The following is a 24,632-nucleotide window of genomic DNA, read 5'->3' as shown; positions in this document are numbered from 1 at the left end:
CCAATCGAAGGGAACCGTGTGTGCGGCCTGCTGGGATCGATATGCACTGATAGCTCGGCGGACGGTGCTCGGCGAGCCGACGCGTTGGAGGCCGCGCTGCCGCTGATGCATCACCGCGGCCCGGACGACACTCAAATCTGGTACGACGACGACGTGGTGTTCGGTTTCGCCAGGCTCGCGATCATCGACATCGAAGGTTCTTCCCAGCCGCTGTCGTACGACGACGGACGCTACCGGATTGTGTTCAACGGCGAGATCTACAACTACCTTGAGCTGCGTACCGAGCTGGCCGAGAAGTTCGGCGCCACGTTTCACACCGACGGCGACACCGAGGCGATCGTCGCGGCGTACAAGTACTACGGCGACGACTGTGTCGACAAGCTGCGCGGCATGTTCGCGTTCGTGATCTGGGACTCGCGCGACAAGCGGTTGTTCGGCGCGCGCGACTACTTCGGGATCAAGCCCCTTTATATCGCGACGGTCGACGGTACGACGTACTTCGGCAGCGAGAAAAAGTGCCTGCTAGCGCTGCTCGAAGGCGGCGGCGAACCGCTGCCGGTCGATACTCGGGCGCTGCAGGACTACCTCACCTTGCAGTATGTGCCGGAGCCGGCCTCGATGCAGCAGACCGTACGCCGGCTCGAGTCCGGTATGTCGTTCGCAGTGCAGGACGGCAAGGTGAGCACGCGGCGATACTTCAACCCGACCTTCCCGATCGCTCCGGTCAGGTCCGAGACCGCCCGAGCCGACCTCTACAAACGCATCGCTGACACCCTCGACGACTCGGTCCGGATGCATATGCGCGCCGACGTGACGGTCGGCTCGTTCCTGTCCGGCGGCATCGACTCCACCGCAATCGCGGCGCTCGCCAAGCGCTATAACCCGGGCCTGCTGACGTTTACCGTCGGCTTCGAACGCGACGGTTTCTCCGAGATCGACGTGGCCGCCGAGTCTGCCGAGGCGATCGGGGTCGAACACATCACTAAGCTCGTCACGCCCGAGGAGTTCGCGGGGGCCGTGCCGCTGATCATCTGGTACCTCGACGACCCGGTCGCCGATCCGGCTCTCGTCCCGCTGTGGTTCATCGCCCGCGAGGCGCGCAAGCACGTCAAGGTCGTGCTGTCCGGTGAGGGCGCCGACGAGTTGTTCGGCGGCTACAACATCTACCGCGAACCACTGTCCCTCAAGGCATTTGAGCATGTCCCGGGCAGCGTTAAGGCGCTTCTGGGCTCCGTGTCGAAGAAGCTACCGGACGGGATGCGCGGCAAGGATCTACTGCGCCGAGGGTCGATCCCGATCCAGGAGCGCTACTACGGCAACGCCCGGCTGTTCCGCGATGACGAGCTTGACTTCCTCAAGGTCCGAGACCCCAACGCCACGATCATGGACGTCACCCGCGACCTCTACAGCCGGTGCGCGCAGTACGACGATGTCACCAAGATGCAGTACATCGACCTGTTCACCTGGCTGCGCGGAGATATCCTGGTCAAGGCCGACAAGGTGACCATGGCCAACTCTCTCGAGCTGCGGGTGCCATTCCTCGATAAAGAAGTCTACCGGCTGGCCGCCACCCTCCCGGTGTCCGAGCGAGTCACCAAGGCCACGACAAAATACGCGCTGCGGCAAGGTTTGAAGCAGATCGTGCCGCCACATATCTTCAACCGCCGCAAGCTCGGCTTCCCCGTGCCGACCCGGCATTGGCTCAAGGATGAGCTGTACGACTGGGCTCGCGGAGTCATCGCTGATTCCGGCGCGGGCGACCTGATCGATCTGCCGGCTATCAGCCGGATGCTCGAGGCGCACCGTGCTGGCCCGCTGGACCTGTCGCGAAAGATCTGGACGGTACTTGTATTCCTGATCTGGCATGGAATTTTCATCGAGCGACGGATCAGCCCCGAAATCCCGCAGACGCATTACCCCGTCCGCCTGTAGCCCTACTTGGGAGTCCTATACAAATGACACGCCGTCCAGACCCGGTCCCGAGCTTGCATGACTTGCTCGTCTCCTGGACCGATCGAAATCCGCACGCCGTCGCTGTTATCGATGCCGATGCAGGTGGTGACAAGGCTCTGACTCGCACTCAGCTGCTGCAGCGCAGCTGCGATCTTCGCGAACAACTCCGTACCCGAGGCGTTACCACCGACGACTGCGTCGCAGTGTGGCTGCCCAACTGGAGTGACGCACTGTGCTGGCAGATCGCCGCGAGCGGACTCGGGGCGCACATCATCGGCGTCAACACCCGCTATAACGTCGACGAGGTCGCTCACTTGCTTAACTGCGCCCGTCCGAAGGTGCTGGCAATCGCGGACGGCTTCGTCGGGCTCGACCTGCGCGACCGGCTGCACAAGTCGGTCAAGGCGTCCACTGCCCCGCCGCCGCTCATCGCGGTAGTCGCCGGCCCCCATCGGCCCGCCCCGGCGGAGCTCTCGCCGTACGACTGCGGCAACGGAGTCTGGGCGCCGGAGTACGGCGAGCGCCCGATCACGCCGCCGGACGGTGACTTTGGGGACCGGCTCATGACCGCCTTCACCACGTCCGGGTCGACCGGGATGCCCAAACTGGCGGCGCACGATGAGAATGGTGTCGTCGGGCATGCCATTGCGGTCGCCGAGCGGATCGAGATTCGCGATGGCGACGCGATCGAGTGCATGCTGCCGCTGTCCGGCGTTTTCGGCTTCATGACCGCGATGGCCACCATGGCCGGCGGTGGAGTCTGCCTGCTTGAGCCGGTGTTCAAAGAACCACAGATCCTGGCCAACATGGCGAAGTACGCCGTGACGCATATCGTTGCGGGCGACGACATGATGGTCCGGCTGCGCAGGGCATGGCAGGACACCAGAGAAGACCTGAGCGCGTGGCGTTGGGCCGGACTGGCCGACTTCATGGGCAAGGTCGCGGAGATCGCGCCATGGGCACACGACAACTTCGACGCCGCGGTCGTTGGGTTATACGGCTCGTCCGAGGTCTTCTCGCTGCTGTGCTCGCGCGACATCGACGACCCGATGCCGCAGCGGTTCACTCCCGGAGGGCGGATGATGTCCGATCAGATCAAGGTGCGCGTGGTTGATCCTGAGACTGACGAACCTCTCCCCGACGGTACGGACGGCGAGCTTCAGTTCGGCGGGCCGACAGTAGTCAACGCCTATCTGGGCAATCCGGACGCCGCGCGCGCGTCGTTTACGCCGGACGGCTGGTTCAAAAGCGGCGACCTGGGCAGTGTCGACGCGGACGGGCGGATGACGTACGTCTGCCGGATAGGCGACGTGTTGCGGCTCAAGGGCTATCTCGTAGACCCGTACGAGATAGAGATTCGGCTACTCGCGCATCCACAGATTGAGACCACGAAGGTTGTCGGCATCAAGGACGCCGACGGCGCCGAGCACGCCGTCGCATACGCCGTGCTTGCCGCCGGCGGAACACTCACCGAGAGCGAAGTCCAACACTGGTGTCGCGATTCGCTTGCGAAGTACAAGGTCCCGGACCGCGTCCAGTTCATCGACAAGATGCCGCTCACCTCGGGCACCAATGGCGACAAGATCCGCACCGCGCAACTGCGCGAGTGGGCCCAAGATCTCACGGTCTAGGACTGCTGTTGCGTCGCCGGTTCTCCTACTATGAACCAATACATCATTCTATAGAAAATCGAAACTGAAGGGTTGAGCCATGACTGAAGTCGTTGTCTGCGAGCCGGTTCGCACCGCCGTGGGCGGGTTCCAAGGAGTGTTCACACCGCTGAGCGCCCCAGAGCTGGCCACCGCCCTGCTCAAGGGCCTTATCGAACGGACCGGCCTCAAAGAAGGCCAGGTCGACGACGTCATCCTGGGTCAGTGCTACCCCAACGGCGAGAGCCCGGCAATCGGGCGTATCGCGGCGTTGGACGCGGGACTCGGCATAGAGACTGGCGGGTTTCAGGTCGACCGGCGGTGCGGGTCTGGCCTGCAGGCCGTACTCAACGGCATTATGCAGGTAGCGACCGGCGCGAGCACCACGGTCGTGGCCGGCGGAGCCGAATCGATGTCCAACACCGAGCACTACGTGCTGGGGCTGCGACGCGGTGTCAAGGGCGACGGAGTCGAGCTCATGGACCGGCTCGCACGCGGCCGGGTTACCGCTGGCGGAGTGAGCTTCCCGGTCGATGGCGGCATGCTTGAGACCGCCGAAAACCTGCGCGAGGAATACAACATCAGCCGCGAGGAACAGGACGAGTTCTCCTACAACTCGCAGATGAAGGCCGCGGCCGCCATGCGTGAAGGCCGCTTCAAGGACGAAATTCTCGGTGTCGAGATCCCGGCAACCCGCAAGGCGCCGGCGCGAATCGTCGACGAGGACGAGCACCCGCGGCCCGACACGACGATCGAGATCCTGCAGAAGCTCAAGCCCGTCCGCGCCAAGATCGACCCCAACTCGACCGTCACCGCCGGCAACTCCAGCGGTCAAAATGACGGCGCTTCGATGAGCATCATCACCACCCGCGAAAACGCTGACAAACTGGGTCTGCAGCCGTATCTGAAGCTGGTCACGTGGGCGCACGCCGGCGTACCTCCGCGCACGATGGGTATCGGACCGGTTCCGGCCGTCGCCAAGGCACTCGCACGGGCCGAGCTCAGCCTTGCCGACATCGACCTCATCGAGCTCAACGAGGCATTCGCCGCGCAGGCCATCGCCTGCCTGCGCGAGTGGAAGTTTGCGGCGTCCGACTACGACCGGCTCAATGTCAACGGTTCCGGCATCTCGCTCGGCCACCCAGTCGGCGCCACCGGTGGACGCATCCTCGCCACGATGGCGCACGAGATGAAGCGTCGCGGCAGCAAATACGGCCTCGAGACGATGTGCATCGGTGGCGGCCAGGGGTTAGCAGCCATCTTCGAGCGTGTGGAGAGCTAACGCTTCACATCCAAGATGCAAACGACCCCCACAGTGTGATCTGTGGGGGTCGTTTGGGTAAGAACCGAAGTGGGTTAGCTGAAGCTGTCACCGCACGCGCACGAACCCGTAGCGTTGGGGTTGTCGATGGTGAAGCCTTGCTTCTCAATGGTGTCGACGAAGTCGATCTGCGCACCACCGAGATACGGAACGCTCATCCGGTCGACGACGACTTCAACGCCGCCGAAGTCGGTAATGGCGTCACCGTCCAACGAGCGTTCGTCGAAGAACAGCTGGTAACGCAGGCCCGAACAACCGCCTGGCTGCACGGCGACGCGCAGTCGCAAGTCATCGCGCCCTTCCTGGCCTAGCAGTGACTTGACTTTGGCCGCTGCGTTGTCGGAGAGCTTGATGCCGTCGGCGGCTACGTCCTGGACAGTCATGGTCTACCTCATCTGTCGTTGAGCTATATCTGGGTGAATCTCTAATAAGTCGTCGGTGCAACGCGTCCGGCTGCGGAACTATTCCGGATCCGTGGAGGATGCCTTACCCCGCCCATGTTCCCACATATACACCCTGAAGGTCGACTGCGGCGAGGTAACTCACCGTTGTCAGCGGCTCCAGTCCTTCGCCACAGTCTCGGCGAGCATTTCCAGGGTCGCCACCGGCTCGTCCATAGCCCGTGAGATCGAGCCGGCCCGCTCCGCCATTGAGTACTCCGCATCGAAACCGTACGCAGCGGCGCGCCGACGCCCCAGATCGACCTGGCCGGCGACGGCGACACAGGGTACGGCGTACTCCCGTGCGGCGCCGGCGACGCCGACCGCGACCTTGCCGGCCAGCGTCTGCTCGTCAAACTTGCCCTCGCCGGTGACCACCAGTTGCGCCGACTCCAGAGCAGTCCCGAACCGTACGGCGTCCATCACGATCTGTATCCCAGACTCGCGCCGCCCGTTGAGCGCGAAGATCGCCGCGCCCAGTCCGCCGGCGGCCCCGGCTCCAGGCAGTGCGGCCAGGTTGTCCGGCGCGGGTGGAATATCGCGGACTGCGATCTCTGCGAACCGGCTCAGCGCGATGTCGAGCTGCTGCACGACGCCCCGGTCGGCGCCCTTCTGCGGCCCGAAGATCGCGGACGCGCCATTGATGCCGAGCAGCGGATTGTCCACGTCGGACGCGGCGACGACCCGCGAACGGCGCAGCAGCGGGAACCCGTCGAAGTGGTCGAGCGCGATCAGCGGCAATGCGCCAGGCGGAAGGGCGGACCCTGCCGCGTCGTAGCCGACGATCCCGACCGCCGCGAGCATGCCGGCCCCACCATCATTGGTACCGGAGCCGCCGAGCCCGACGTAGATCACCGTCGCGCCCGCCTCGGCCGCTGCGAGCAGCATCGCGCCGACGCCGTACGACGAAGTGACCCGCGGATCGCGTTCGGCCGGTGCCAGCAAATGCAGACCCGCCGCCTGCGCCGACTCGACGTACGCCGGACCTTCCTCTGAAACGAATACCTGCGCGGTCACCGGACGCCCTAACGGATCGGTGGTCGGCACGTCGATCAGGCGCCCGGCTTGCGAGGAGCTGACGGCGTCGATGAACCCGGGACCGCCGTCCGACATCGGCCGGAGCACGATCTCGTCGTCCGGCCGGACGCGCAACCAACCGCGATGAATCGCCTCGGCCGCGATACGGGCGGTCATCGTCTCGCCGAATGAATCCGGTGCCACGAGCACCTTCATCGATGCATTACCGTTTCAGGCATTGGTCCAGCCACTCCGTCCTATCAGCTGTCGCAGTCAAGATTTCCTCAGAAAGGCCTCAGACCGGTGTCCTCGACCCCGCAGCCAACCGTACGGCCGATGCGTCCGGACGATCTTGCACAGGTGGTGAAAATCGCCAAACGCGCCTACAAGGAGACCTTCTCGGATCTGCAGGAGTCCCGAGGCATCGAGCCTTGGTCCGACCGACGCGCCGACGCCGAGGAAGGCGAGCGGATCACGTCACTACAACTGGCCGAACACATCCTGAAAACCGATCCCGAGACCTGTCTCGTGCTCGAGGAGTCGGGGTCGATCAAAGCCGCCGTCATGGCGATGAACCGCGAAGGCATGTTCGTCATGTCGCTGACGGCCGTGGCGCCCAAGGCCCAAGGCAAGGGCTATGCACAATCGCTGATGCAGCCGATGCATCAGATGGTCGACACGTTCCCCCGCTCACTCGGCGTCGTACGCGCCGACGAGACAATTCGCTTCCTCTTCCCCTGGAACTATGACGTGCACCCGGCGATGCGCGCCGAAGGTGCGATCGACCGCGGCCGGCTGCCCGTGATCCGATCTGTCCGCGACGGCGACGACAGCGACCGCGAACTGTGTGTCACGACCGACCGTCGGCTGCGCGGTGCAAGTCGCGGCCCCGACCATGACCTGCTCGCGGCTAGCAGCAGGCTGTTTGTCGCCGAGCAGGGAACGGCGTACGGCTACGCCTACGCGCACCCGAACGGCTCCCCCCTCACCGTCGCTGCTTCCAGTACGGCGCTTGCCCGGGAACTGCTAGTCGGGTGCTTGGCATCCGGCGAGAGCGGCTCGGTCGCGCTGGTCCGCAATATCACCAGCGAACAGCGATGGGCCTTTGATGTCGTACGTCGCCTTGGCATGAGTCTGCATCTGGCCGGGCCCGTCGTCGTGCGCGGAATGGCCCTGCCGGCGCCGTACCTTCCCCACGACGCTCTGGGCTAACTCGGCGCAGGTAACCTGTTGGCATCATGAAGATGCCTTGGTCTAAGCCCGAACCCGTCGAAGCGCAGAGCACTCCTCGCGCGATCCCTGCCGAACCTTTCGACCCGACGGCGCCGAAGGGGAAACCGACCCCGAAACGCCGCGACGTACAACCCCGTCGCTCCGGCCCGGTCGCTCCGCCGCCAAAGACCGGCAAAGAGGCGCGGGCTCGAATGCGCGAGCAGGCGAAGACCCGCAAAGAAGACGTGAAGGCCGGCCGGGTCGCGCCCGCCGAACCGGTCATGACCAAGCGCGACGCCGGTCCCGAGCGAGCTTTCGTCCGCAACCTCGTCGACTCCAAGCGAAGCGTCGCCTCGTTCTTCCCGCTGTTCGCGGTCGTACTTCTGGTGCTCTACTTCACCGGCATGCAGCAGCGCAACGTCCAGGTATACAACGTGTTTACCTACATCTGGCTGATCGTCTTCGTGGTCATCATCGTCGAGTCCCTGTTGCTGGCACGGCGGATCGGCAAGGCGGTGCGCGAACGGTTCCCGAAGACCAAAGAACGCGTGCGCAGCCTCATCTTCTACGGCGTCATGCGCGCGCTGATGTTCCGCAAGGGCCGCTACCCGAAACCAGTCGTCAAAGTCGGCGACTCCATCTAACTTCAGTTAGTTCTGGGGCGGGTGCAGGCTCATGTCGGAGTACTCGATCCGGTCGCCCTCGAGAAGCGTGACCGCGTCGACGCCGTGATCGAGCAGCGTCTGCCATTCGTCACCGATCCAGGTCTCGGCATCGGACTGGTTGTCGAACGCGGGCACTTCGATCGAGTCGAACTGCTTGTCACTCTTGGCTTCAAGACGCCAGGTCCATGACATGTGCTGCCTACTTTCTCGTATTAACGGACGTGGCTGTCCACGAATGGCGGTTTGACCACGGTCATGCTCGACTTGCGGCCGCGTACGTCGACCTCTACGACCGAGCCCTCGGTAACGCCGCGCTCGCGCTCGATCAGTGCGAGACCGATCCCGATCCGCAACGTCGGCGAAAACGTGCCGGATGTGACTTCCCCGCACACCTCGCCGGAGTCGGTTTTGACCTCCATGTGCGGACGCGGGATGCCGCGGTCGTTGGAGCGCAGTCCCCACAGCAGCCGCGCCGGCTTCGCCTCCCGTTCGGCGCTGAGCGGATCGCGTCCCCAGAACTGTGGCTTCTTCCAGCCGACCGCCCAGCCGCTACGCGCCTGGTTGGGGGTGATCTCCATCGAGAGGTCCTGGCCATGCAGTGGGTAGCCCATCTCGGTGCGCAGCGTGTCACGCGCACCAAGCCCGCACGGCCGGGCGCCGAATGACTCGCCGTGCTCGAGTAGCGCGTCCCACGTCGACAACGCGGCCGACCACGGCACGACCAGCTCGTAGCCATGCTCACCGGTATAGCCGGTGCGGCAGACGGTCACCTCGGACTCGCCCAGCCGGGACGCGGTGAAACTCATGTAGTCATGGTCGGCGGGTAACCCGAGCCGCTCTATCAAGGCGGTCGAGTTGGGACCCTGTACGGCGAGCACGGCATAGTCCTCGTGCTCGTCGGTGATGGTGATGCCCTCCGGTACGACGGCGTTGAGACGGCGTACGACCTCTGCAGTGTTGGCCGCGTTGGGGACGAGAAAGATGTCCTCGGCGGACCGGTAATAGACGATCAAGTCATCGACCACGCCGCCCGTGGCATCGTCGCAGCACAATGTGTACTGCGCCTGACCCGCGCAGATGCGCTCGAGGTCGTTACTCAGCGTGGAGTTGATGAACTGCGCCGCGCCGGGTCCACGCACCGAGGCCTTGCCCAGGTGGGACACATCGAACACGCCCACGCCCTCGCGGACGGCTTTGTGCTCGATCAGCACCCCACCGCCCGTGCCCGGGTACTCGATCGGCATCTCCCAGCCGCCGAAGTCGGCCATCTTGGCGCCCAAGGCGACATGACGGTCATGCAGCGGGGAGGTCTTCAGGGAGTGGGTCTCGGCGTCGCTCATGACACCAGAAACTACCCTCTCGCCGATAGTCGCCGGTCACCGAGGGCGACCGGCGACTATGGTTTCTAGTCGGCGAGCACGCGGTAGACCGCGCGCCGCGCATCATCGAGAATCTCGGCGATCTTGCCGGACTGTTCTTCGGTCGCGGCGAGGGCCGCCTGATGTACGGCGCCGGTGAGTTTGCGGATGCTGTCTTGCATCGCGAGATCCTCGTCGGTGGTGCCGCTCGCCGCTTCCCATGCCGCCTTGAGATCTTCGACGTGTTCGGCGACGTAGGAGCGCCCTTCATCGGTGAGGCCATAGTCCGAGCGGTTGCCTTCGCCGCCGACGGCCGCGATCAACCCCTCTTCGAGCATCTGCTGCAGGGTCGGATAAACCGAACCCGGGCTCGGTCGCCATGCGCCGTCGGTCATCCGCGCGATCGCCTTGATCAGGCGATATCCGTTGTGCGGTTCCTCCGCCAGCAGCGAAAGAATGGCCGCCTTCACGTCACCCTTCCGGGCACGCTGCGGACGACCCGGAAACCCGGGGCGTCCGGGAAACCCGCCGAAGTCGCCTGGCCGGCCGCCTCGTCCGCGGCTGCCGGGACCACGGTGTCCACCGCGACCACCAGGGCCACCGGGTCCTCTGCGGTCGCCGCGCTCATGACGCTCGTGGCGCTCACCATGGTCGCCCGGGCCGCCATGTCTGCCGGGCCCGTCGTGGCCGCGCTGGCCAGGACCACGCTGCCCTGGACCGCCCCGGCGTCCGCCCCGGGGACCGCCGAGGTCGAAACCGGAGTATTCGGCGAAGTCCTTGAGCGCGTCCAAGAACCCTGGCCCGAACGGCGGTCCATAAGGAGTCCTGTAAGCCCCCGGACCATCCGAATCGGTGTCATCCTGGTGGGAGTCGGTTTGGTCGGCGCCGTTTTCGTCGATGATTCGTTCCTCGTCGTTCGTTTCGTCGTCGTTGTTCATCGCTGAACCTCACTTCACAATAAAGACTATCGGTACGATGTAACGATATATCGCTATGTCCAATTTGGGGTGCCCGGGCGCCAAAATTCCGCAAATTTTTCCCAGCCAGATAGTCTGATCGGCGCGGCACCCCACGTCGACCCGCGCGGCGACGAACCGAAACCCAAAGTGCACGCGTAAATCTCTGGAGGATTTGTGACCAACCTTGTTCTGTCCGACCGCCCCATCTCGGGGCTAAAGCTCGACGCGATCGTCATCGGCACGTCGTCCACCGACGACACGCTGACAATCCTGCCGGGCGCCGAGGCCCTCGACGAAGAGCTCGGCGGCACGCTGGCAGATGCGCTGAGCGTCCTGGGCGCCAAGGGCGGCGAGGGCGAGGTCATCAAGCTGGCCACACTCGGCCAGGCCTCCGTCCCACTGATCGTCGCGGTCGGGCTCGGCGCTCCCGTGGCCGACTCGGCGTACGACACCGAGCAGGTACGCCGCGCTGCCGGTTGCGCCGCACGTGCCCTCACCGGCCGGGCCGCGGCCGCAATCACGCTGCCTGGCGTCAACGGAGCGACCGACCCGGAGCTCCTCGGCGCCACCGCCGAAGGACTGATGCTTGGCGGCTACACCTTCACCGAGTACAAAAGCGAAAAGGTCGCCGCGGCCGATGCCCCCGTCAAGAAGGTCAGCCTGCTGGTCGACAAGGCCCGCGAGCGGACCGCGAGCGCGGCCCTGAAAAAGGCCGTCTCGATCAGCGAGGCCGTCGCCATGGCCCGCGACTTCATCGCTACCCCGCCGTCGGACCTCTACCCCGCGACGTTCGCCGCGAAGGCCAAGGCATTTGGTACGGCGGCCGGCATCAAGGTCGAGGTGCTCGACGAGAAGCGGCTCGCAACCGGCGGGTTCGGCGGCATCCTGGCGGTCGGTGGCGGATCTGACCGCAAGCCGCGTCTTGTGCGGATGACTTACACGCCCACCAAGACCGTCAAGAAGTCGACGCCCAAGCTCGCACTCGTCGGCAAGGGCATCACCTTCGACAGTGGTGGCATCTCCTTGAAGCCGGGCCCGAAGATGGACGAGATGAAGACGGACATGTCCGGTGCGGCCGCGATCGTGGCAAGCATCGTGCTGATCGCGGCGCTGCAGTTGCCGATCTCGGTCGTGGCCACGATCCCGATGGCCGAAAACCTGCCCAGCGGGTCGGCGTACCGGCCGGCCGACGTGGTCACCTTCCGCAATGGCAAGACCGCGGAGATCCTCAACACCGACGCCGAGGGCCGCGTCGTACTCGCCGACGCGATCGCACGGGCCTGCGAGGACAAGCCGGACTACCTCATCGAGACCTCGACCCTCACCGGCGCGCAGGTCGTCGCGCTTGGCAAGCGCACCGCCGGCGTCATGGGCAGCGACGAGTTCCGTGACGTGGTCACCGCGGCCGGCAATGCCGTCGGCGAGGCCGCGTGGGCCATGCCGCTGCCGAAGGAAGTCCGGACCGGGATGGACTCATTGACCGCCGACTTCGCCAACATCGGTGATGGCCCCGGAGGCATGCTGGCAGGCGGACACTTCCTCAAGGAATTCGTCACCGACGGCGTGCAGTGGGCCCACATCGACATCGCCGGGCCGTCCAACAACACCGGCGGCAGCTACGGCTACACGCCCAAGGGCCCGGCCGGCGTACCGGTGCGCACGATCCTGCGGGTCGCTGAGGGCCTCATCGGCTAGTTCAGGTGCTGGCCCGTCAGCAAGACTCAGCCGTCGTTTTGCTGCTTCTTCTGGCGGGCCGACCACTCGCGCATCCGCTGCGGATAGCCGGTGCGCTGTACGTCGTACACGGGAATGCCCAACTTATGACTCAACTCGCGGGCGCCATCCTTGCCGGCCACCCGGCGGCGGGTCCACTCGCCATCGGCGGCGACGAGCACAACGGTCATCTCGGTGACGTTAGTGCGCGGCTCGACGTACGCCTCGGCGCCCGCCCGCGATTCGACGAACTCGCGCAGATGGCGATAGTCGTGGCTGGTCGCGGTGCGATCCATGCTCGCCCCGGACCCAAGGTCTTTGGGCCTAGATCGGCGGCTCAGTTTGCTGAACACTCCCACTGGCGACAAACCCCGTTTCGGTCGTGACTTCGTCGATCGCACCATTGAACACGTGTTTGTCTCATAACGTCGCGGCGGCCGGCCCGGTTCCGGCCGGTTGCCTCGGTGAATTCGCGAAAATGGGCACCCGAACCCCGCGCACGTGAGATTTTGATTAGTGACAAGATGGTGACGTACCCGAGAAAGAATGTGGAGAAACGGTGCCCCAGGCAGCTGACGGTTCGCACACGTCCGACCTCGTCGTACTCGGTGGCGGCTCCGGCGGTTACGCGGCGGCATTTCGGGCCGCCGAACTCGGGCTGAGCGTCACCCTCATCGAGAAGGACAAACTCGGCGGCACCTGTCTGCACCGCGGCTGCATCCCCACCAAGGCGCTGCTACACGCGGCCGAAATTGCCGACAGCGCCCGAGACGGCGCGAAGTTCGGTGTCCGGAGCACGCTCGAGAGCATTGATATGCCCGGCGTACACAGCTACAAAGACAAGGTCGTTGGCGGCCTGTACAAAGGCGTGCAGGGCCTTTTCAAGCAGCACAAAATCAACGTCGTCGCGGCGGCCGGACGGCTGGTCTCCCCCACCGCCGTCGAGGCCGACGGGGTCACCTACGAGGGTCGGCACATCCTGCTGGCCACCGGTTCGGTACCCCGCACGCTGCCCGGGCTGCAACTAGACGGTGAGCGGATCATCACCAGCGACGACGCGCTCATCCTCGACCGAGTCCCCGAGAGCGTGGTAATCCTCGGTGGCGGCGTGATCGGCGTCGAGTTCGCGTCCCTGTGGCGCTCATTCGGGGCGGAAGTCACCATCGTCGAAGCGTTACCCCGTCTGCTGCCGACCGAAGACGCGAGCTCCTCCAAACTGCTGGAACGGGCGTTTCGGCGCCGCGGGATCACCGCGCACACCGGCGTACGCTTTGCCGGCGTCACCCGCACCGAAAACGGCGTCGTGGTCTCGCTCGAGGACGGCACCGCGATCGACGCGGAGCTGCTGCTCGTCGCGGTCGGCCGCGGACCGGTGTCCGAAGGCCTCGGCTACGAACAGGCCGGCGTCACCCTCGATCGCGGCTTCGTAGTCGTCGACGACTACTACCAGAGCAGCGTGCCGACGATCAGCGCCGTCGGCGACCTCATCCCCACACTTCAACTCGCGCACGCCGGCTTCGGCGAGGGCATCCTCGTGGCCGAACGGCTCGCGGGCGTGGCTGTCAGCCCGATCGACTACGCCGGGGTACCACGGATTACCTATAGCGAGCCGGAAGTCGCCTCGGTCGGCTACACCGAGGAACAGGCTGCACAAAAGTATGGTGCCGACGGGATCGAGTCGTTTGTGCTCAACCTCGCCGGCATCGGCAAGGCCCAAATTCTCGGTACGTCGGGGGCGACCAAGGTGATCCGCAAGAAGGACGGCCCGGTCATCGGCATCCATATCGTCGGCACGCGTGCCGGCGAGCTGCTGGCCGAGGGACAGCTGATCTATAACTGGGAGGCCTACCCCGAAGATGTCGCCCCGTTGATCCATCCGCATCCCACCCTCAGCGAGGCAATCGGCGAGGCGCACCTCGCCCTCGCCGGGAAGCCGCTGCACGTGCATCCTTAACCGATAACAACCCCACATATTTGTGATCACCGGCCGAGCCGGGTAAACATCAATAGCTCACGCGAATACTGCAACGAAGGAGACACCGAAGATGTCGGTCTCGGTAACAATGCCCGCACTCGGCGAGAGCGTCACCGAAGGAACCGTGACGCGCTGGTTGAAGAAGGAGGGCGACGAGGTCACGGCCGACGAGCCCTTACTCGAAGTATCGACCGACAAGGTCGACACCGAGATTCCTTCGCCCGCGTCGGGAACGCTGCAGAAGATCGTGGTCGGCGAGGACGAGACGGTCGACGTCGGCACCGAGCTTGCCGTCATCGGTGACGGTGCGGGCGCCCCGGCCGAGGAGACGCCCGACGACGACGCGCAAGCCGACGATACTCAGGCCAAACCGGCTCCAGCCGAACAACCGCAAGCCGAACAACCGCAAGCCAATGAGGCCACACCCGAACCGGAGCCAGCAGCCGAGCCGGCCACCGAAGAGCCCGCTGCCGCGCCCGCCACGGTCGCCGACTCCTCCGACTCGGGACCGGCCGAGGGCACGAATGTCGAAATGCCCGCACTCGGCGAAAGCGTCACCGAAGGAACCGTGACGCGCTGGCTCAAGAAGGTCGGCGAAGAGGTCGCCACGGACGAGCCGCTTCTCGAGGTCTCCACCGACAAGGTTGACACCGAGATCCCGTCACCCGCTGCCGGAACGCTGCTGGAGATTCGGGTCGACGAAGATGAGACGGTCGACGTTGGCACCGTGCTCGCGGTGATCGGCTCCGGCAGCGCTCCCGCGCCAGCCGAGCCGGCGGCGCCCGCTCCCGAACCAGCCGAACCGGAAGCTCCCGCTCCCGCACCTGCCGCTGAACCGGCCCCGGAACCTCAGGCCGCACCCGCACCTGCGCCAGAGCCCCAGGCCGCGCCCGACCCGGCACCACAAGCCGCACCGGCTCCCGCCGCGGCGCCACAAACGGCTCCCGCCGAGGCCACGCCTGCTCCTGCAGCGGCCCCCCGCGCCTCTGGATCAGACGGCGGCAACAGCTATATCACGCCGTTGGTTCGCAAACTCGCCACCGAACACGGCGTCGACTTGTCCACCCTCACCGGCACCGGTGTCGGCGGCCGCATCCGCAAGCAGGATGTGCTCGCCGCTGCCGCTCCCAAGGAAGCAGAGCCGGCCGCACCGGTTCGTAAGGAAACCGAGCCTGCGGGCACGCAAGGTCCGGGCGTCGGCAATGTCGACAACTCCGCGCTTCGCGGTACGACGCAAAAGATCACCCGGCTGCGCAAGCTGATCGCCAACCGGATGGTCGAGTCGCTCCAGGTCGCTGCGCAACTGACGACCGTCACCGAAGTCGATGTCACCCGCGTCGCGCACCTGCGGGATCGGGTCAAAGGTGAGTTCCAGTCCCGCGAAGGCGTGAAGCTGAGCTTCCTGCCGTTCTTCGCGTTGGCTGCCGTCGAGGCGCTTAAGGTGCACCCGGTCGTCAACTCCTCGCTCGATCTCGAGGCCGGCACGATCTCTTACCCCAACACCGAAAACCTGGGCATCGCGGTCGACAGCCACCGTGGCCTCGTCGTACCGGTCATCAAAGAAGCCGGAGATCTCAACCTGGCCGGACTTGCCCGCAAGATCGACGATCTCGCAGGCAAGGTTCGCGGCGGCACCGCCGGCCCCGACGACCTGACCGGGGGCACGTTCACGCTGACCAACACCGGAAGCCGCGGCGCGCTGTTCGACACGCCAATCATCAACCAGCCGCAGAGCGCGATCCTGGGCACCGGTGTCGTGGTGAAACGCCCGGCGATCGTCAACGATCCCGAGCTCGGCGAGATCATCGCGGTTCGCTCGATCGTCTACCTCGCACTGTCCTACGATCACCGGGTCGTCGACGGCGCGGACGCGGCACGGTTCCTCGGAACGATGAAGGAACGGCTAGAGGCCGGCAACTTCGAGGGCGACCTCGGCCTCTAGACCCGCGGTAGTCGTGACCGGCATCCGGGTTCAACCGCGACGGTTAGGCCGCTCGGATCGCGGTGTCGATCAGCCATCTGCCGGCGACGAGTTCGAGGGTGAGCGTCACCGCCTGCTCGTCTCGTCCGGCGTGTGATGTGGCGATACCGGTCGCCTCTACCAAGGCGTACGGCGGAATTCGGTCAGCGACGCTGAGAACCGCTGTCGGTCCAACGCGAGAGATGTCGTTGACGGCAACGAGTTCCGGGGCAAAACCATCGATTCGGGCACCGGAGTTGACGAGCATAGCGATCAGCGACAGATCCGCGGCGCGTTGCGGGGATGATGGAGTGTAAACGCGGTCGAGCGACTCCGCGGTCCGGCTGTCGATCGCACTTGCTCGCTCGACGTAGAGCGCGTTGAGGTAATCAGCCCACTGTGCCGGTGAAGCCGAGTTCGCATCAAACCCGTCCGGTCCACCGGTCGCATCGAGTGCCGCCGTGTCTTTGGGCTGCACCGGCTGATGCGCTGCAGCCGTCGGCACCGGGCCCCGCTGCGGGGCGCCGCCGCCCCACACCGTGCCTAACCACGCCGCAATCGCCACCAGCACGGCAACAATCGCAATCCCGGTCGCCGGTCCGGAAACAACACCGACCCGCGCAGGCCCGACGCGACGGTATCGACGCATCGACGTGCGGGCGGGCCTCGAGGCCGTTCGGTCCGCCGTGGGACCTGGTCGGGTACCCACCGGACGGTTGCGGCGTACTCGACTCCAGCGGCGACGGGCCGGCGTACGACGGTGCCGTGCGACGTACTCGGTCCGGTCTGGGCGATCAGACCCGGCGCTTGCCCGGATAGTCGCGGTCGCCTCGTCACAAGCCAACGGCTTGCAGTGCCGCACCAGGTCCGCACTCGGCTCCGGGTCGCAGGGATCGTCCCCGTCCGGCTCCGCGGCTGCGGCCGCCTCAAGGATCGCAGTCAGCTCGCTGGCGGCGTCATCCGTGCGGCGGTCCCCGGCCGAGCCCAACAGATCCATCCCGAGGCCGGCCAGCGATCGCACGTCGTCCAGAGCTCGGTCATCGCGGCTTCCGTCGCGAAGCCCGGCCTCCGCAGCGCCGATGAGGACCGCGCCGTCGTGACCGCGGCGCACTGTAGTCGCCCCAATCGAGCCGTGCGTCATTCCGGCGGCGTGCAACGCGTGCAACTGGCCCGCCACGGCGCAAAGCAACGCCGCGACATCCGTCGAAGACACCCGCGAGTCGAGCCTCGGCTCGGCCCTCAGGCCGGGCGCGTCGTACACCACGACCAGGTCGTCTCCGTGGCAGAAAAGCTGACGAGGCGCGGCGAGACCGGGGTGGTCGATGCCCTGGATGGCGGATGATCGCCATTCGGCCACCTCAACGTGACCGGCGTGACCGCGACTCCTGCGCAGGACGACCTCGGCACCGGTCGACACATCGATGCCCCGCCACGACTCCAGATCGCGGTCAGTGTCCTCGAGCACATCGGCTCGGTAGCCCGGCACCTTCCAACTCATGGCAGCCACGCTAGAGCGAACAGCGCGGTCGCGCGAAAAGTTATCCACAGCCACGAACGCGGGCCGACTGCGACCCCGAACCGGATCTCGGCACGCTCCTGTCTCAGCAGGCTCCTCGTTGTCGCGCTGAGATAGCCGTGACAGCGAGGAGGTGGGCGCGACAGGGGCCGACCGGCCGCGAGTAAGTTTGTCCGCATGACTGACGCTGACATCCGCCGCCTTGGACGCATCGACTACACCGTCGCGTGGGAGCTCCAGCAGCAACTACACGACGACCACGTCAACGGGCTACGAGGCGACACCGTGCTGTTGCTCGAGCACCCATCGGTCTACACCGCCGGCAAGCGCACCCGCCCCGAGAATCGGCCATCCGGCGACATACCCGTCATCGACGTCGACCGCGGCGGTGACATCACGTGGCACGGTGAGGGCCAGCTGGTCGGTTATCCGATCGTGCGACTGGCCGATCCGATCGACGTTGTCAAATATGTCCGTACCCTCGAAGGGATCCTCATCGAGGTGTGCGCGTCGGTCGGTGTCGAGGCCACTCGGGTCGACGGCCGCAGCGGCGTGTGGATCGTCGGCGACGGCCCTGATCGCAAGATCGCCGCCATCGGCGTACGAGTCGCGCACGGTGTGACGATGCACGGGTTCGCCCTCAACTGCAATCCCGACATGGCGGCATTCGGGCAGATCATCCCCTGCGGCCTTGCCGACGCGGAGGTGACGTCGCTGAGTCAGGAAACCGGACGCGAAGTGCCTATCGACGAGGTCATCGACCGCGTCGAAGTCGCGCTGCGCGAGTCGCTCACCACAAGCCCCGTATTCGCCCAGCCAGAGGTCGCTAGCCAACTACGAAGTTGACGAGTTTCCCTGGTACGACGATGATCTTGCGAATTTCCTTGCCGTCGATGGCGGCCGCGATCTTGTCGCTTGAGCGCGCCGCCGTCTCCATGACGTCACGGTCGGCGTCCGGCGCGATCTCGACGGTCGCACGGACCTTTCCGTTGACCTGCACCGGAATCTCGATCGAGTCGTCCTTCGCGAGCGACTCGTCCGCGACTGGGTAGTCCGCCCAGACGAGCGACTGGTCGTGACCGAGTCGCTGCCACAGCTCCTCGGCGATGTGTGGTGCCAGCGGCGCGAGCATCAGCACTAGCGGCTCCAGCAGCGCGCGTGGAGGTGACTCGGCGTACGTCGAGGTGATGTGGTTGTTGAGCTCGGTCAGCTTGGCGATCGAGATGTTGTAGCGCAACGTCGACATCCCGTCACGCACAGCGAGAATGATCTTGTGCAGCAGGCGAAGTGACTCATCGCTGATCTCGACGTCGGCCACCCGCAGGTCTCCGGTCTCCTCGTCGATGCAGTTGCGCCAGATGCGCTGCAACAACCGCTGCGGTCCGACAACGGCCTTGGTTTCCCACGGCCGGGACTGGTCCATCGGACCGGTAAACATCTCGTACAGCCGTAGCGTATCGGCGCCATACTGCTCGTACATCTCGTCCGGGCTAACCGAGTTCTTCAGGCTCTTGCCCATTTTGCCGTTGTCGCGGGTGACTTCGGCGCCGTCGAAGTAATACTTGCCGTCGCGTTCCTCTACCTCGCTTGCCTTGACATACATTCCACGCGCATCGGTATATGACGCGGCCAGGATGTAGCCCTGGTTAAACAGTCGCCGAAACGGCTCTTCACTAATGAGGTGACCGAGGTCGTGCAGCACCTTGTGCCAGAAACGCGCATACAGCAGGTGAAGTACGCCGTGTTCGACGCCACCTATATAGAGGTCCACGCCGCCGGTGTCACCCTCGTGCCGCGGCCCCATCCAGTATTCCTCAAGCGCTGGATCGACGAACCGCTCGCTGTTGGTCGGGTCGGTGTAGCGGATCTCGTACCAGCACGATCCGGCCCACTGTGGCATCGTGTTGAGCTCTCGGTGGTACTGCTTGGGCCCGTCGCCAAGGTCAAGAGTGACCGACGCCCACTCCGGTGCGCGGCCGAGCGGGGGTTCCGGTTCGCTGGACGCGTCCGTCGGATCCCCTGTCTTAGGGGCGAAGTTGTCGATTTCCGGCAGCTCTACCGGCAACATGTCCTCTGGTACGGCGACGGGCATCCCGGTCTCGTCGTACAAGATAGGAAATGGCTCGCCCCAGTAACGTTGACGGCTAAACAGCCAGTCGCGCAGCTTGTATGTCGTCGTCGGCTTGCCCAGTCCGCTCGCCTCGAGCCACTCGAACACGGCCTGTTTCGCTTCTGCGATAGGCATTCCGTTGATGTCCAAGGCGCCGTCTTCACGGACCGAGTTGATGGCCGGGCCGTCGCCGACGTACGCCTTGCCGTCGAAGTCCTCTGGAGGCTGCACGGTGCGCACGATCGGCAGGTCAAACTTCTCGGCAAACGCCCAGTCGCGTTCGTCCTGGCCCGGGACCGCCATGATCGCGCCGGTGCCGTAGCCCATCATCACGTAGTCGGCGACGAAAATGGGAATCGCCTTGCCCGTCAGCGGGTTTGTCGCGTAGGAGCCAACGAAAACACCGGTCTTCTCTTTATCGTCGCCCTGCCGGTCGATATCCGTACGAAGGCTGGATTTCACGATGTAGTCCGCGACGGCCTCGGTTGGACTGGACTCGCCGCCCTTCCATGCCTCCGGTACATCGTCGGGCCACGTCTTGGGCGTCAGCGCGCCAATCATTGGGTGCTCGGGAGCGATGACCATGAAGGTCGCACCGAACAACGTGTCCGGTCGCGTCGTGAATACCTCCAGATCACCTGCAGGAGTGGCGAAGCGTACGGCGGCGCCCTGCGAGCGGCCGATCCAGTTGCGCTGCATCGTCTTGATCTTGTCCGGCCAGTCCAGCCGTTCCAGATCCGCGATGAGACGGTCGGCGTACGTCGTGATCCGCATCATCCACTGCTTCATCGGACGCTTGAACACCGGGAAGTTACCGCGATCGCTGCGACCCTCGGGGGTGACCTCTTCGTTGGCCAGCACGGTGCCGAGCCCAGGGCACCAGTTGACCGGGGCCTCGCTGATGTAGGCCAGCCGATGAGCGTCGATGACGGTACGGCGCGAGACGTCGTCCAGGTCGGCCCAGGCCGCGCCGGCCAAGGCCGGGCCGTGTTCCTCGCCGATGGCCCGCTCACCCGACTCGAACTGCGCGATCAGCTCGTCGATATGGCGCGCCTTGCCCTGATCCTCGTCGTACCAAGAGTTGAAGATCTGCAGGAAGATCCACTGCGTCCACTTGTAATAGTCGACATCAGTGGTGGAGATCGAACGGCGCTGGTCGTGCCCGAGACCGAGTCGGCGCAGCTGCCGGCGATACGTCGCGATGTTGTTGTCGGTCGTGACGCGCGGATGCTGACCGGTCTCGACGGCGTACTGCTCCGCGGGCAGCCCGAACGCGTCGAAGCCCATCGTGTGCAGGACGTTGCTGCCGTTCATCCGCTGGAATCGCGCGTAGACGTCGGTACCGATGAAGCCGAGTGGATGCCCGACGTGCAGCCCCTCTCCCGAGGGATAAGGGAACATGTCGTTGACGAACAGGTGTGGCCGGTCCTTGACGCTTTCGAAACCATCACTGAGGTCGCCCACCGGGTTGGGCACATGGAATACGCCGCTCTCATCCCACCGGTCCTGCCACGACAGTTCGATGTCACTCGCGAGCGCCGCCGAATAGCGGTACGGCGGGATATCTGCGGTGTTATCAGTAGTCACTTCGTCAAGTCCTCTTCGTCTGGTGCGTCATCCGGCGATACGGTTCGAGGCACGAAAAAACCCCGCATATGCAGCGGGGTACGCCACACCCAGTGAGGGGAGCCATCGGCACCCGGTGGGACGCGTGTATGCCGCCCTACCTGGCAGTGCTATCGCCGTACTGAACACATGGACCAAATCATATCGCGGAGCGAATTACGCCCAGGACTGGTTAGATGGAGCAAGTACCGCCACTTCTGAAGGGACCACGCATGCTCGGACGTCGTAACAACACTGATGCAGTCATAGATGATGTGAACGAGAAACTTGGCGACGCCAAATCTGCACTCACCACCAAGCTCGGCGACGCGAAAGACATCGCGAGCGACGTAGCGAAAACCGCGCGCGAGTCGTTCAGCCCCGTCGTTGCCGACGCGCGGCACGCCGCGAGCGGGGTGGCCAAGTCGGCCCGTGAGTCATTCAGCCCGGTCGCCTCCGACGCGAAATCGGCCGCCACCGATGTCGCCAAGACCGCTCGCAAGTCTCTGTCACCGGCCGTCGACTACGTCAAGGACCACGTGTCCGAGGCACGCGACCAGTTCGCCGAGTCACGCGCCGACGCCGCCGCCATCGCGAAGGACCGCGCCGGATCGGCTAAGGACACCGCCAAGGTCACGGTCAAGGAAGCCCGCAAGGCCGCCCGCGAGCAGGCTGTCGCCGCCATTGCCGCCCTCAACGAAGCGAAGGAGGCCGCACGCGACGAGGCCAAGAGCCGCAAGAGCGACGCCAAGAAAGCCGCGAAGAAGGTCACCAAGAAGCAGAAGAAGAAGCTGCTGAAGGCCTCGGACAAGGCCCAGCGCGCCGCCGAGAAGCAGGCCAAGAAGGCGAAGCCACAGAAGAAGCGGCGCAAGTGGCCGTTCCTGCTCGTTGGCGCCGGCGTCGCCGCCGTCGCGGTCCGCAAGGCGACCGCCGACCCGGGCGTGACCTGGCAGGAACCGAGCCGTCCGGTGACTCCTCCCACACCGTCTACGACACCCAGCGCCACTGCACCAGCCGCCACCCCGGCTCCATCGACGCCGGGCGCGCCAGCGGCTCCGTCGACGCCGGGTGCGCCAGCGGCTCCCGCAGCGCCGACCAGCCCACCCAAGGACGGCGCACCCAAGGACGGCGCACCCAAGGACGGCGGGCCAGCGGCCGACAGCTCTCCGAAGCCGACCGACGTACCGCCGAAGCACGACGGAACAGACACCAAGTAGCGCGTCCACCGCAGGGCAGCACACAACGATTGGAACGTAAGGTCAACGCGTGACTTCCATACAGCCGGAAGGGCGCAAACTACTGCGCCTTGAGGTTCGCAACTCCGAAGTACCCATCGAGCGCAAACCGGAATGGATCAAGACCCGGTTGCGCACAGGTCCCGCCTACACCGAGCTGAAATCGCTGGTGAAATCGCAGGGCCTGCACACGGTGTGTGAGGAGGCTGGCTGTCCCAACATTTTCGAGTGTTGGGAGGACCGCGAGGCAACGTTCCTGATCGGCGGCGACCAATGCACCCGGCGCTGCGACTTCTGCCAGATCGACACCGGCAAGCCGGCGCAGTTCGATCGCGAGGAACCGGGGCGCGTCGCGGACAGCGTCCAACAGATGGGCCTGCGTTACGCGACCGTCACCGGCGTCGCCCGCGACGACCTTGATGACGAGGGCGCGTGGCTCTACGCCGAGACTGTGCGGCAGATCCACGAACGAAGCGCCGGCACCGGCGTCGAGATCCTCGTGCCGGACTTCTCAGGCAAACCCGAGCTGATCGGGCAGGTCTTCGACGCCGAGCCGGAGGTCTTTGCGCACAATGTCGAAACCGTCCCGCGGATCTTCAAACGGGTCCGGCCGGCATTTCGCTACGACCGTTCGCTCGGTGTCATCACGCTCGCGCGCGACGCCGGAATGGTGACGAAGTCCAACCTCATCCTCGGTATGGGCGAGGAGCCTGCCGAGGTCAGTGCGGCGCTGCGCGACCTGCACAACGCGGGATGCGACCTGATCACGATCACGCAGTACTTGCGCCCGTCGCCGCGCCACCATCCGGTGGACCGTTGGGTCAAGCCACAGGAGTTCGTGGACCTCGCCGCCGAAGCCGAGGACATCGGCTTTGCCGGCGTGATGTCCGGTCCCCTGGTCCGTTCGTCGTACCGCGCCGGACGCCTGTGGGCGCAGGCGATGATGCGCCGTGGACGACCGATCCCCGAACACCTAAGTCACCTGGCCGAGAAGGCCACCTCGCCTGCGTTGCAGGAGGCGTCCTCGCTTGTCCGCCGCTGACCGACGGCGATCTGGCGCACAGGCGGCTCACCGGGTGGCCGGCTGAAGTCCTGATAGCCACCGACGGCGAGTGATGGCAGACGAGCGACTAGAATCGGAGTCCTTATGGCGAAGCAATCCACCACCCCCCAGACCGGCTCCAAGCTGGGCTCCCGGTTCGGCAAGAAATCCGCGCCCAAGTCGGGCAGCAAGAAGGCCAAAGCGCCGAAGGTCAAGAAGCAGCGCTTTGCGCGCGTGCGTGAACTGTGGCAGGCATACAAAATGCTCAAGCCACAGGACCCGCGGCTACCGTTTTGGATCCTGCTGGCAGCAATCGGCAGTGCCGTCATCGTGTACGCCGCGTTCACGCTGTTCACGTCCAACTTCTTCTTCGGCATCGTGCCGGCACTGCTGGTCGCATTGCTGGCTGGACTCTTCGTCTTCTCCTTCCGCGCCCGACGCACTACCTTCGCGCAGGCCGAGGGCCAGGCCGGCGCCGCGCCGTGGGCGATGAAGCAGATGCGCGGCGACTGGAGAGTCACCGAAGGCGTCGCCGGCAACGCGCAGTCCGACCTGGTGCACCGAGTGATCGGCCGCGCCGGCATCGTGTTGGTAGCCGAGGGTAATCCCCATCGCCTCAAGTCTCTGCTCGCGCAGGAAAAGCGCCGCCTCTCCCGGGTTGTCGGTGACACCCCGATCTACGACATCCACGTCGGCAACGACGAGGGACAAGTACCGCTCAAGAAGCTCAACAGCCACATTATGAAGTTGCCGCGCAATATCCAGGCTGCCGAGGTGCGCACCCTGGCCAAGCGGCTTCAGGCAGTCGGCGCGCCGAAGATGCCGGTACCGCACGGGCCGCTGCCGAAGGGGCGCCAAATGGCGGTCAACTCCCGTCAGCTCCGTCGCCGCAGCGGCTAGGC

At 65.3% G+C, this 24,632-nt stretch carries 20 protein-coding genes; 12 read left to right on the top strand and 8 right to left on the bottom strand.

Going from position 1 to position 24,632, the window contains the following annotated elements:
• Positions 1-18 precede the first annotated feature (18 nt).
• The 3 genes from asnB to CLV47_RS12750 all read left to right on the top strand — a co-directional run bounded on the left by asnB (position 19) and on the right by CLV47_RS12750 (position 4,884).
• Positions 19-1,932, top strand: a complete 1,914-nt coding sequence (gene asnB / locus CLV47_RS12760; RefSeq protein WP_106349429.1) for an asparagine synthase (glutamine-hydrolyzing) — start codon at positions 19-21, stop codon at positions 1,930-1,932.
• 23 nt (positions 1,933-1,955) lie between these two features.
• Entirely contained in the window at positions 1,956-3,584 is a 1,629-nt protein-coding gene (locus CLV47_RS12755) for an AMP-binding protein (RefSeq protein WP_106349428.1), read from the top strand.
• A gap of 79 nt (positions 3,585-3,663) precedes the next feature.
• Positions 3,664-4,884, top strand: a complete 1,221-nt coding sequence (locus CLV47_RS12750; RefSeq protein WP_106349427.1) for an acetyl-CoA C-acetyltransferase — start codon at positions 3,664-3,666, stop codon at positions 4,882-4,884.
• A 74-nt stretch (positions 4,885-4,958) separates the two neighbouring features.
• Here CLV47_RS12750 and erpA read toward each other — a convergent pair whose 3' ends face one another.
• Positions 4,959-5,306: an iron-sulfur cluster insertion protein ErpA gene (gene erpA, locus CLV47_RS12745; protein ID WP_106349426.1), complete on the bottom strand. Its 348-nt coding sequence runs from the start codon at positions 5,304-5,306 to the stop codon at positions 4,959-4,961.
• 168 nt (positions 5,307-5,474) lie between these two features.
• Positions 5,475-6,584, bottom strand: coding sequence for a glycerate kinase family protein (locus CLV47_RS12740; protein WP_202862559.1), 1,110 nt, complete (start codon positions 6,582-6,584; stop codon positions 5,475-5,477).
• Positions 6,585-6,716: 132 nt separating this feature from the next.
• Here CLV47_RS12740 and CLV47_RS12735 point away from each other — a divergent pair, with 132 nt between their 5' ends.
• Both CLV47_RS12735 and CLV47_RS12730 read left to right on the top strand, forming a co-directional pair.
• Entirely contained in the window at positions 6,717-7,592 is an 876-nt protein-coding gene (locus tag CLV47_RS12735) for a GNAT family N-acetyltransferase (RefSeq protein ID WP_106349424.1), read from the top strand.
• 26 nt (positions 7,593-7,618) lie between these two features.
• On the top strand, positions 7,619-8,236 hold the full coding sequence (locus CLV47_RS12730) for a DUF3043 domain-containing protein (RefSeq protein WP_106349423.1): 618 nt from the start codon (positions 7,619-7,621) through the stop codon (positions 8,234-8,236).
• 6 nt (positions 8,237-8,242) lie between these two features.
• Here CLV47_RS12730 and CLV47_RS12725 read toward each other — a convergent pair whose 3' ends face one another.
• The 3 genes from CLV47_RS12725 to CLV47_RS12715 form a co-directional block, all read right to left on the bottom strand.
• Complete coding sequence (locus CLV47_RS12725; protein ID WP_106349422.1) at positions 8,243-8,449, bottom strand: hypothetical protein; 207 nt, start codon at positions 8,447-8,449, stop codon at positions 8,243-8,245.
• 20 nt (positions 8,450-8,469) lie between these two features.
• Entirely contained in the window at positions 8,470-9,597 is a 1,128-nt protein-coding gene (gcvT, locus tag CLV47_RS12720; protein WP_106349421.1) for a glycine cleavage system aminomethyltransferase GcvT, read from the bottom strand.
• Between the two features lie 65 nt (positions 9,598-9,662).
• Positions 9,663-10,553: a PadR family transcriptional regulator gene (locus tag CLV47_RS12715; RefSeq protein ID WP_106349420.1), complete on the bottom strand. Its 891-nt coding sequence runs from the start codon at positions 10,551-10,553 to the stop codon at positions 9,663-9,665.
• A 195-nt stretch (positions 10,554-10,748) separates the two neighbouring features.
• Here CLV47_RS12715 and CLV47_RS12710 point away from each other — a divergent pair, with 195 nt between their 5' ends.
• Entirely contained in the window at positions 10,749-12,269 is a 1,521-nt protein-coding gene (locus CLV47_RS12710) for a leucyl aminopeptidase (protein ID WP_106349419.1), read from the top strand.
• Positions 12,270-12,295: 26 nt separating this feature from the next.
• Here the strand turns inward: CLV47_RS12710 and CLV47_RS12705 are convergent, their stop codons facing one another.
• Positions 12,296-12,583, bottom strand: coding sequence for an oxidoreductase (locus tag CLV47_RS12705; RefSeq protein ID WP_238145431.1), 288 nt, complete (start codon positions 12,581-12,583; stop codon positions 12,296-12,298).
• Between the two features lie 263 nt (positions 12,584-12,846).
• Here CLV47_RS12705 and lpdA point away from each other — a divergent pair, with 263 nt between their 5' ends.
• Together lpdA and sucB are read left to right on the top strand one after the other, a co-directional pair.
• Positions 12,847-14,241: a dihydrolipoyl dehydrogenase gene (lpdA, locus tag CLV47_RS12700; RefSeq protein WP_106349417.1), complete on the top strand. Its 1,395-nt coding sequence runs from the start codon at positions 12,847-12,849 to the stop codon at positions 14,239-14,241.
• A 91-nt stretch (positions 14,242-14,332) separates the two neighbouring features.
• Positions 14,333-16,204 (top strand): 2-oxoglutarate dehydrogenase, E2 component, dihydrolipoamide succinyltransferase, encoded by a 1,872-nt coding sequence (sucB, locus tag CLV47_RS12695; protein WP_106349416.1) that lies wholly within the window; start codon positions 14,333-14,335, stop codon positions 16,202-16,204.
• Between the two features lie 43 nt (positions 16,205-16,247).
• Here sucB and CLV47_RS12690 read toward each other — a convergent pair whose 3' ends face one another.
• Positions 16,248-17,720 carry a hypothetical protein gene (locus CLV47_RS12690; protein ID WP_106349415.1) on the bottom strand — a complete coding sequence of 491 codons (1,473 nt, stop codon included), beginning with the start codon at positions 17,718-17,720 and terminating at the stop codon, positions 16,248-16,250.
• A 195-nt stretch (positions 17,721-17,915) separates the two neighbouring features.
• On the opposite strand from CLV47_RS12690, the gene lipB reads away from it, so the two are divergent.
• Positions 17,916-18,584 carry a lipoyl(octanoyl) transferase LipB gene (gene lipB / locus CLV47_RS12685; protein WP_106349414.1) on the top strand — a complete coding sequence of 223 codons (669 nt, stop codon included), beginning with the start codon at positions 17,916-17,918 and terminating at the stop codon, positions 18,582-18,584.
• Here lipB and leuS read toward each other — a convergent pair.
• The gene (gene leuS, locus CLV47_RS12680; protein ID WP_106349413.1) at positions 18,565-21,435 is read right to left on the bottom strand and encodes a leucine--tRNA ligase; all 2,871 of its coding nucleotides are present in this window, start codon (positions 21,433-21,435) and stop codon (positions 18,565-18,567) included. The genes lipB and leuS overlap by 20 nt on opposite strands.
• A 215-nt stretch (positions 21,436-21,650) precedes the next feature.
• On the opposite strand from leuS, the gene CLV47_RS12675 reads away from it, so the two are divergent.
• The 3 genes from CLV47_RS12675 (at position 21,651) to CLV47_RS12665 (ending at position 24,630) form a co-directional block, all read left to right on the top strand.
• The gene (locus tag CLV47_RS12675; protein ID WP_106349412.1) at positions 21,651-22,670 is read left to right on the top strand and encodes a hypothetical protein; all 1,020 of its coding nucleotides are present in this window, start codon (positions 21,651-21,653) and stop codon (positions 22,668-22,670) included.
• Between the two features lie 49 nt (positions 22,671-22,719).
• Positions 22,720-23,730, top strand: coding sequence for a lipoyl synthase (lipA, locus tag CLV47_RS12670; protein ID WP_202862557.1), 1,011 nt, complete (start codon positions 22,720-22,722; stop codon positions 23,728-23,730).
• Positions 23,731-23,835: 105 nt separating this feature from the next.
• Positions 23,836-24,630, top strand: coding sequence for a DUF4191 domain-containing protein (locus CLV47_RS12665; RefSeq protein WP_106349411.1), 795 nt, complete (start codon positions 23,836-23,838; stop codon positions 24,628-24,630).
• The last annotated feature ends 2 nt before the right edge of the window (positions 24,631-24,632 follow it).

Origin of the sequence: Antricoccus suffuscus, assembly GCF_003003235.1 — a bacterium.
GTDB lineage: Bacteria > Actinomycetota > Actinomycetes > Mycobacteriales > Antricoccaceae > Antricoccus > Antricoccus suffuscus.
The sequence above is the reverse complement of the archived record's forward strand: the minus strand, read 5'-3'. Positions and strand labels throughout refer to the sequence as shown.

Excerpts from the sequence above, each read along its gene's own strand:
- CLV47_RS12755 (WP_106349428.1), top strand. The coding sequence starts at position 1,956 with ATGACACGCCGTCCAGACCCGGTCCCGAGCTTGCATGACTTGCTCGTC.
- CLV47_RS12750 (WP_106349427.1), top strand. The coding sequence starts at position 3,664 with ATGACTGAAGTCGTTGTCTGCGAGCCGGTTCGCACCGCCGTGGGCGGG.
- erpA (WP_106349426.1), bottom strand. The coding sequence starts at position 5,306 with ATGACTGTCCAGGACGTAGCCGCCGACGGCATCAAGCTCTCCGACAAC.
- CLV47_RS12735 (WP_106349424.1), top strand. The coding sequence starts at position 6,717 with ATGCGTCCGGACGATCTTGCACAGGTGGTGAAAATCGCCAAACGCGCC.
- CLV47_RS12730 (WP_106349423.1), top strand. The coding sequence starts at position 7,619 with ATGAAGATGCCTTGGTCTAAGCCCGAACCCGTCGAAGCGCAGAGCACT.
- CLV47_RS12725 (WP_106349422.1), bottom strand. The coding sequence starts at position 8,449 with ATGTCATGGACCTGGCGTCTTGAAGCCAAGAGTGACAAGCAGTTCGAC.
- gcvT (WP_106349421.1), bottom strand. The coding sequence starts at position 9,597 with ATGAGCGACGCCGAGACCCACTCCCTGAAGACCTCCCCGCTGCATGAC.
- CLV47_RS12715 (WP_106349420.1), bottom strand. The coding sequence starts at position 10,553 with ATGAACAACGACGACGAAACGAACGACGAGGAACGAATCATCGACGAA.
- CLV47_RS12705 (WP_238145431.1), bottom strand. The coding sequence starts at position 12,583 with ATGGATCGCACCGCGACCAGCCACGACTATCGCCATCTGCGCGAGTTC.
- sucB (WP_106349416.1), top strand. The coding sequence starts at position 14,333 with ATGTCGGTCTCGGTAACAATGCCCGCACTCGGCGAGAGCGTCACCGAA.
- CLV47_RS12690 (WP_106349415.1), bottom strand. The coding sequence starts at position 17,720 with ATGAGTTGGAAGGTGCCGGGCTACCGAGCCGATGTGCTCGAGGACACT.
- lipB (WP_106349414.1), top strand. The coding sequence starts at position 17,916 with ATGACTGACGCTGACATCCGCCGCCTTGGACGCATCGACTACACCGTC.
- CLV47_RS12675 (WP_106349412.1), top strand. The coding sequence starts at position 21,651 with ATGGAGCAAGTACCGCCACTTCTGAAGGGACCACGCATGCTCGGACGT.
- CLV47_RS12665 (WP_106349411.1), top strand. The coding sequence starts at position 23,836 with ATGGCGAAGCAATCCACCACCCCCCAGACCGGCTCCAAGCTGGGCTCC.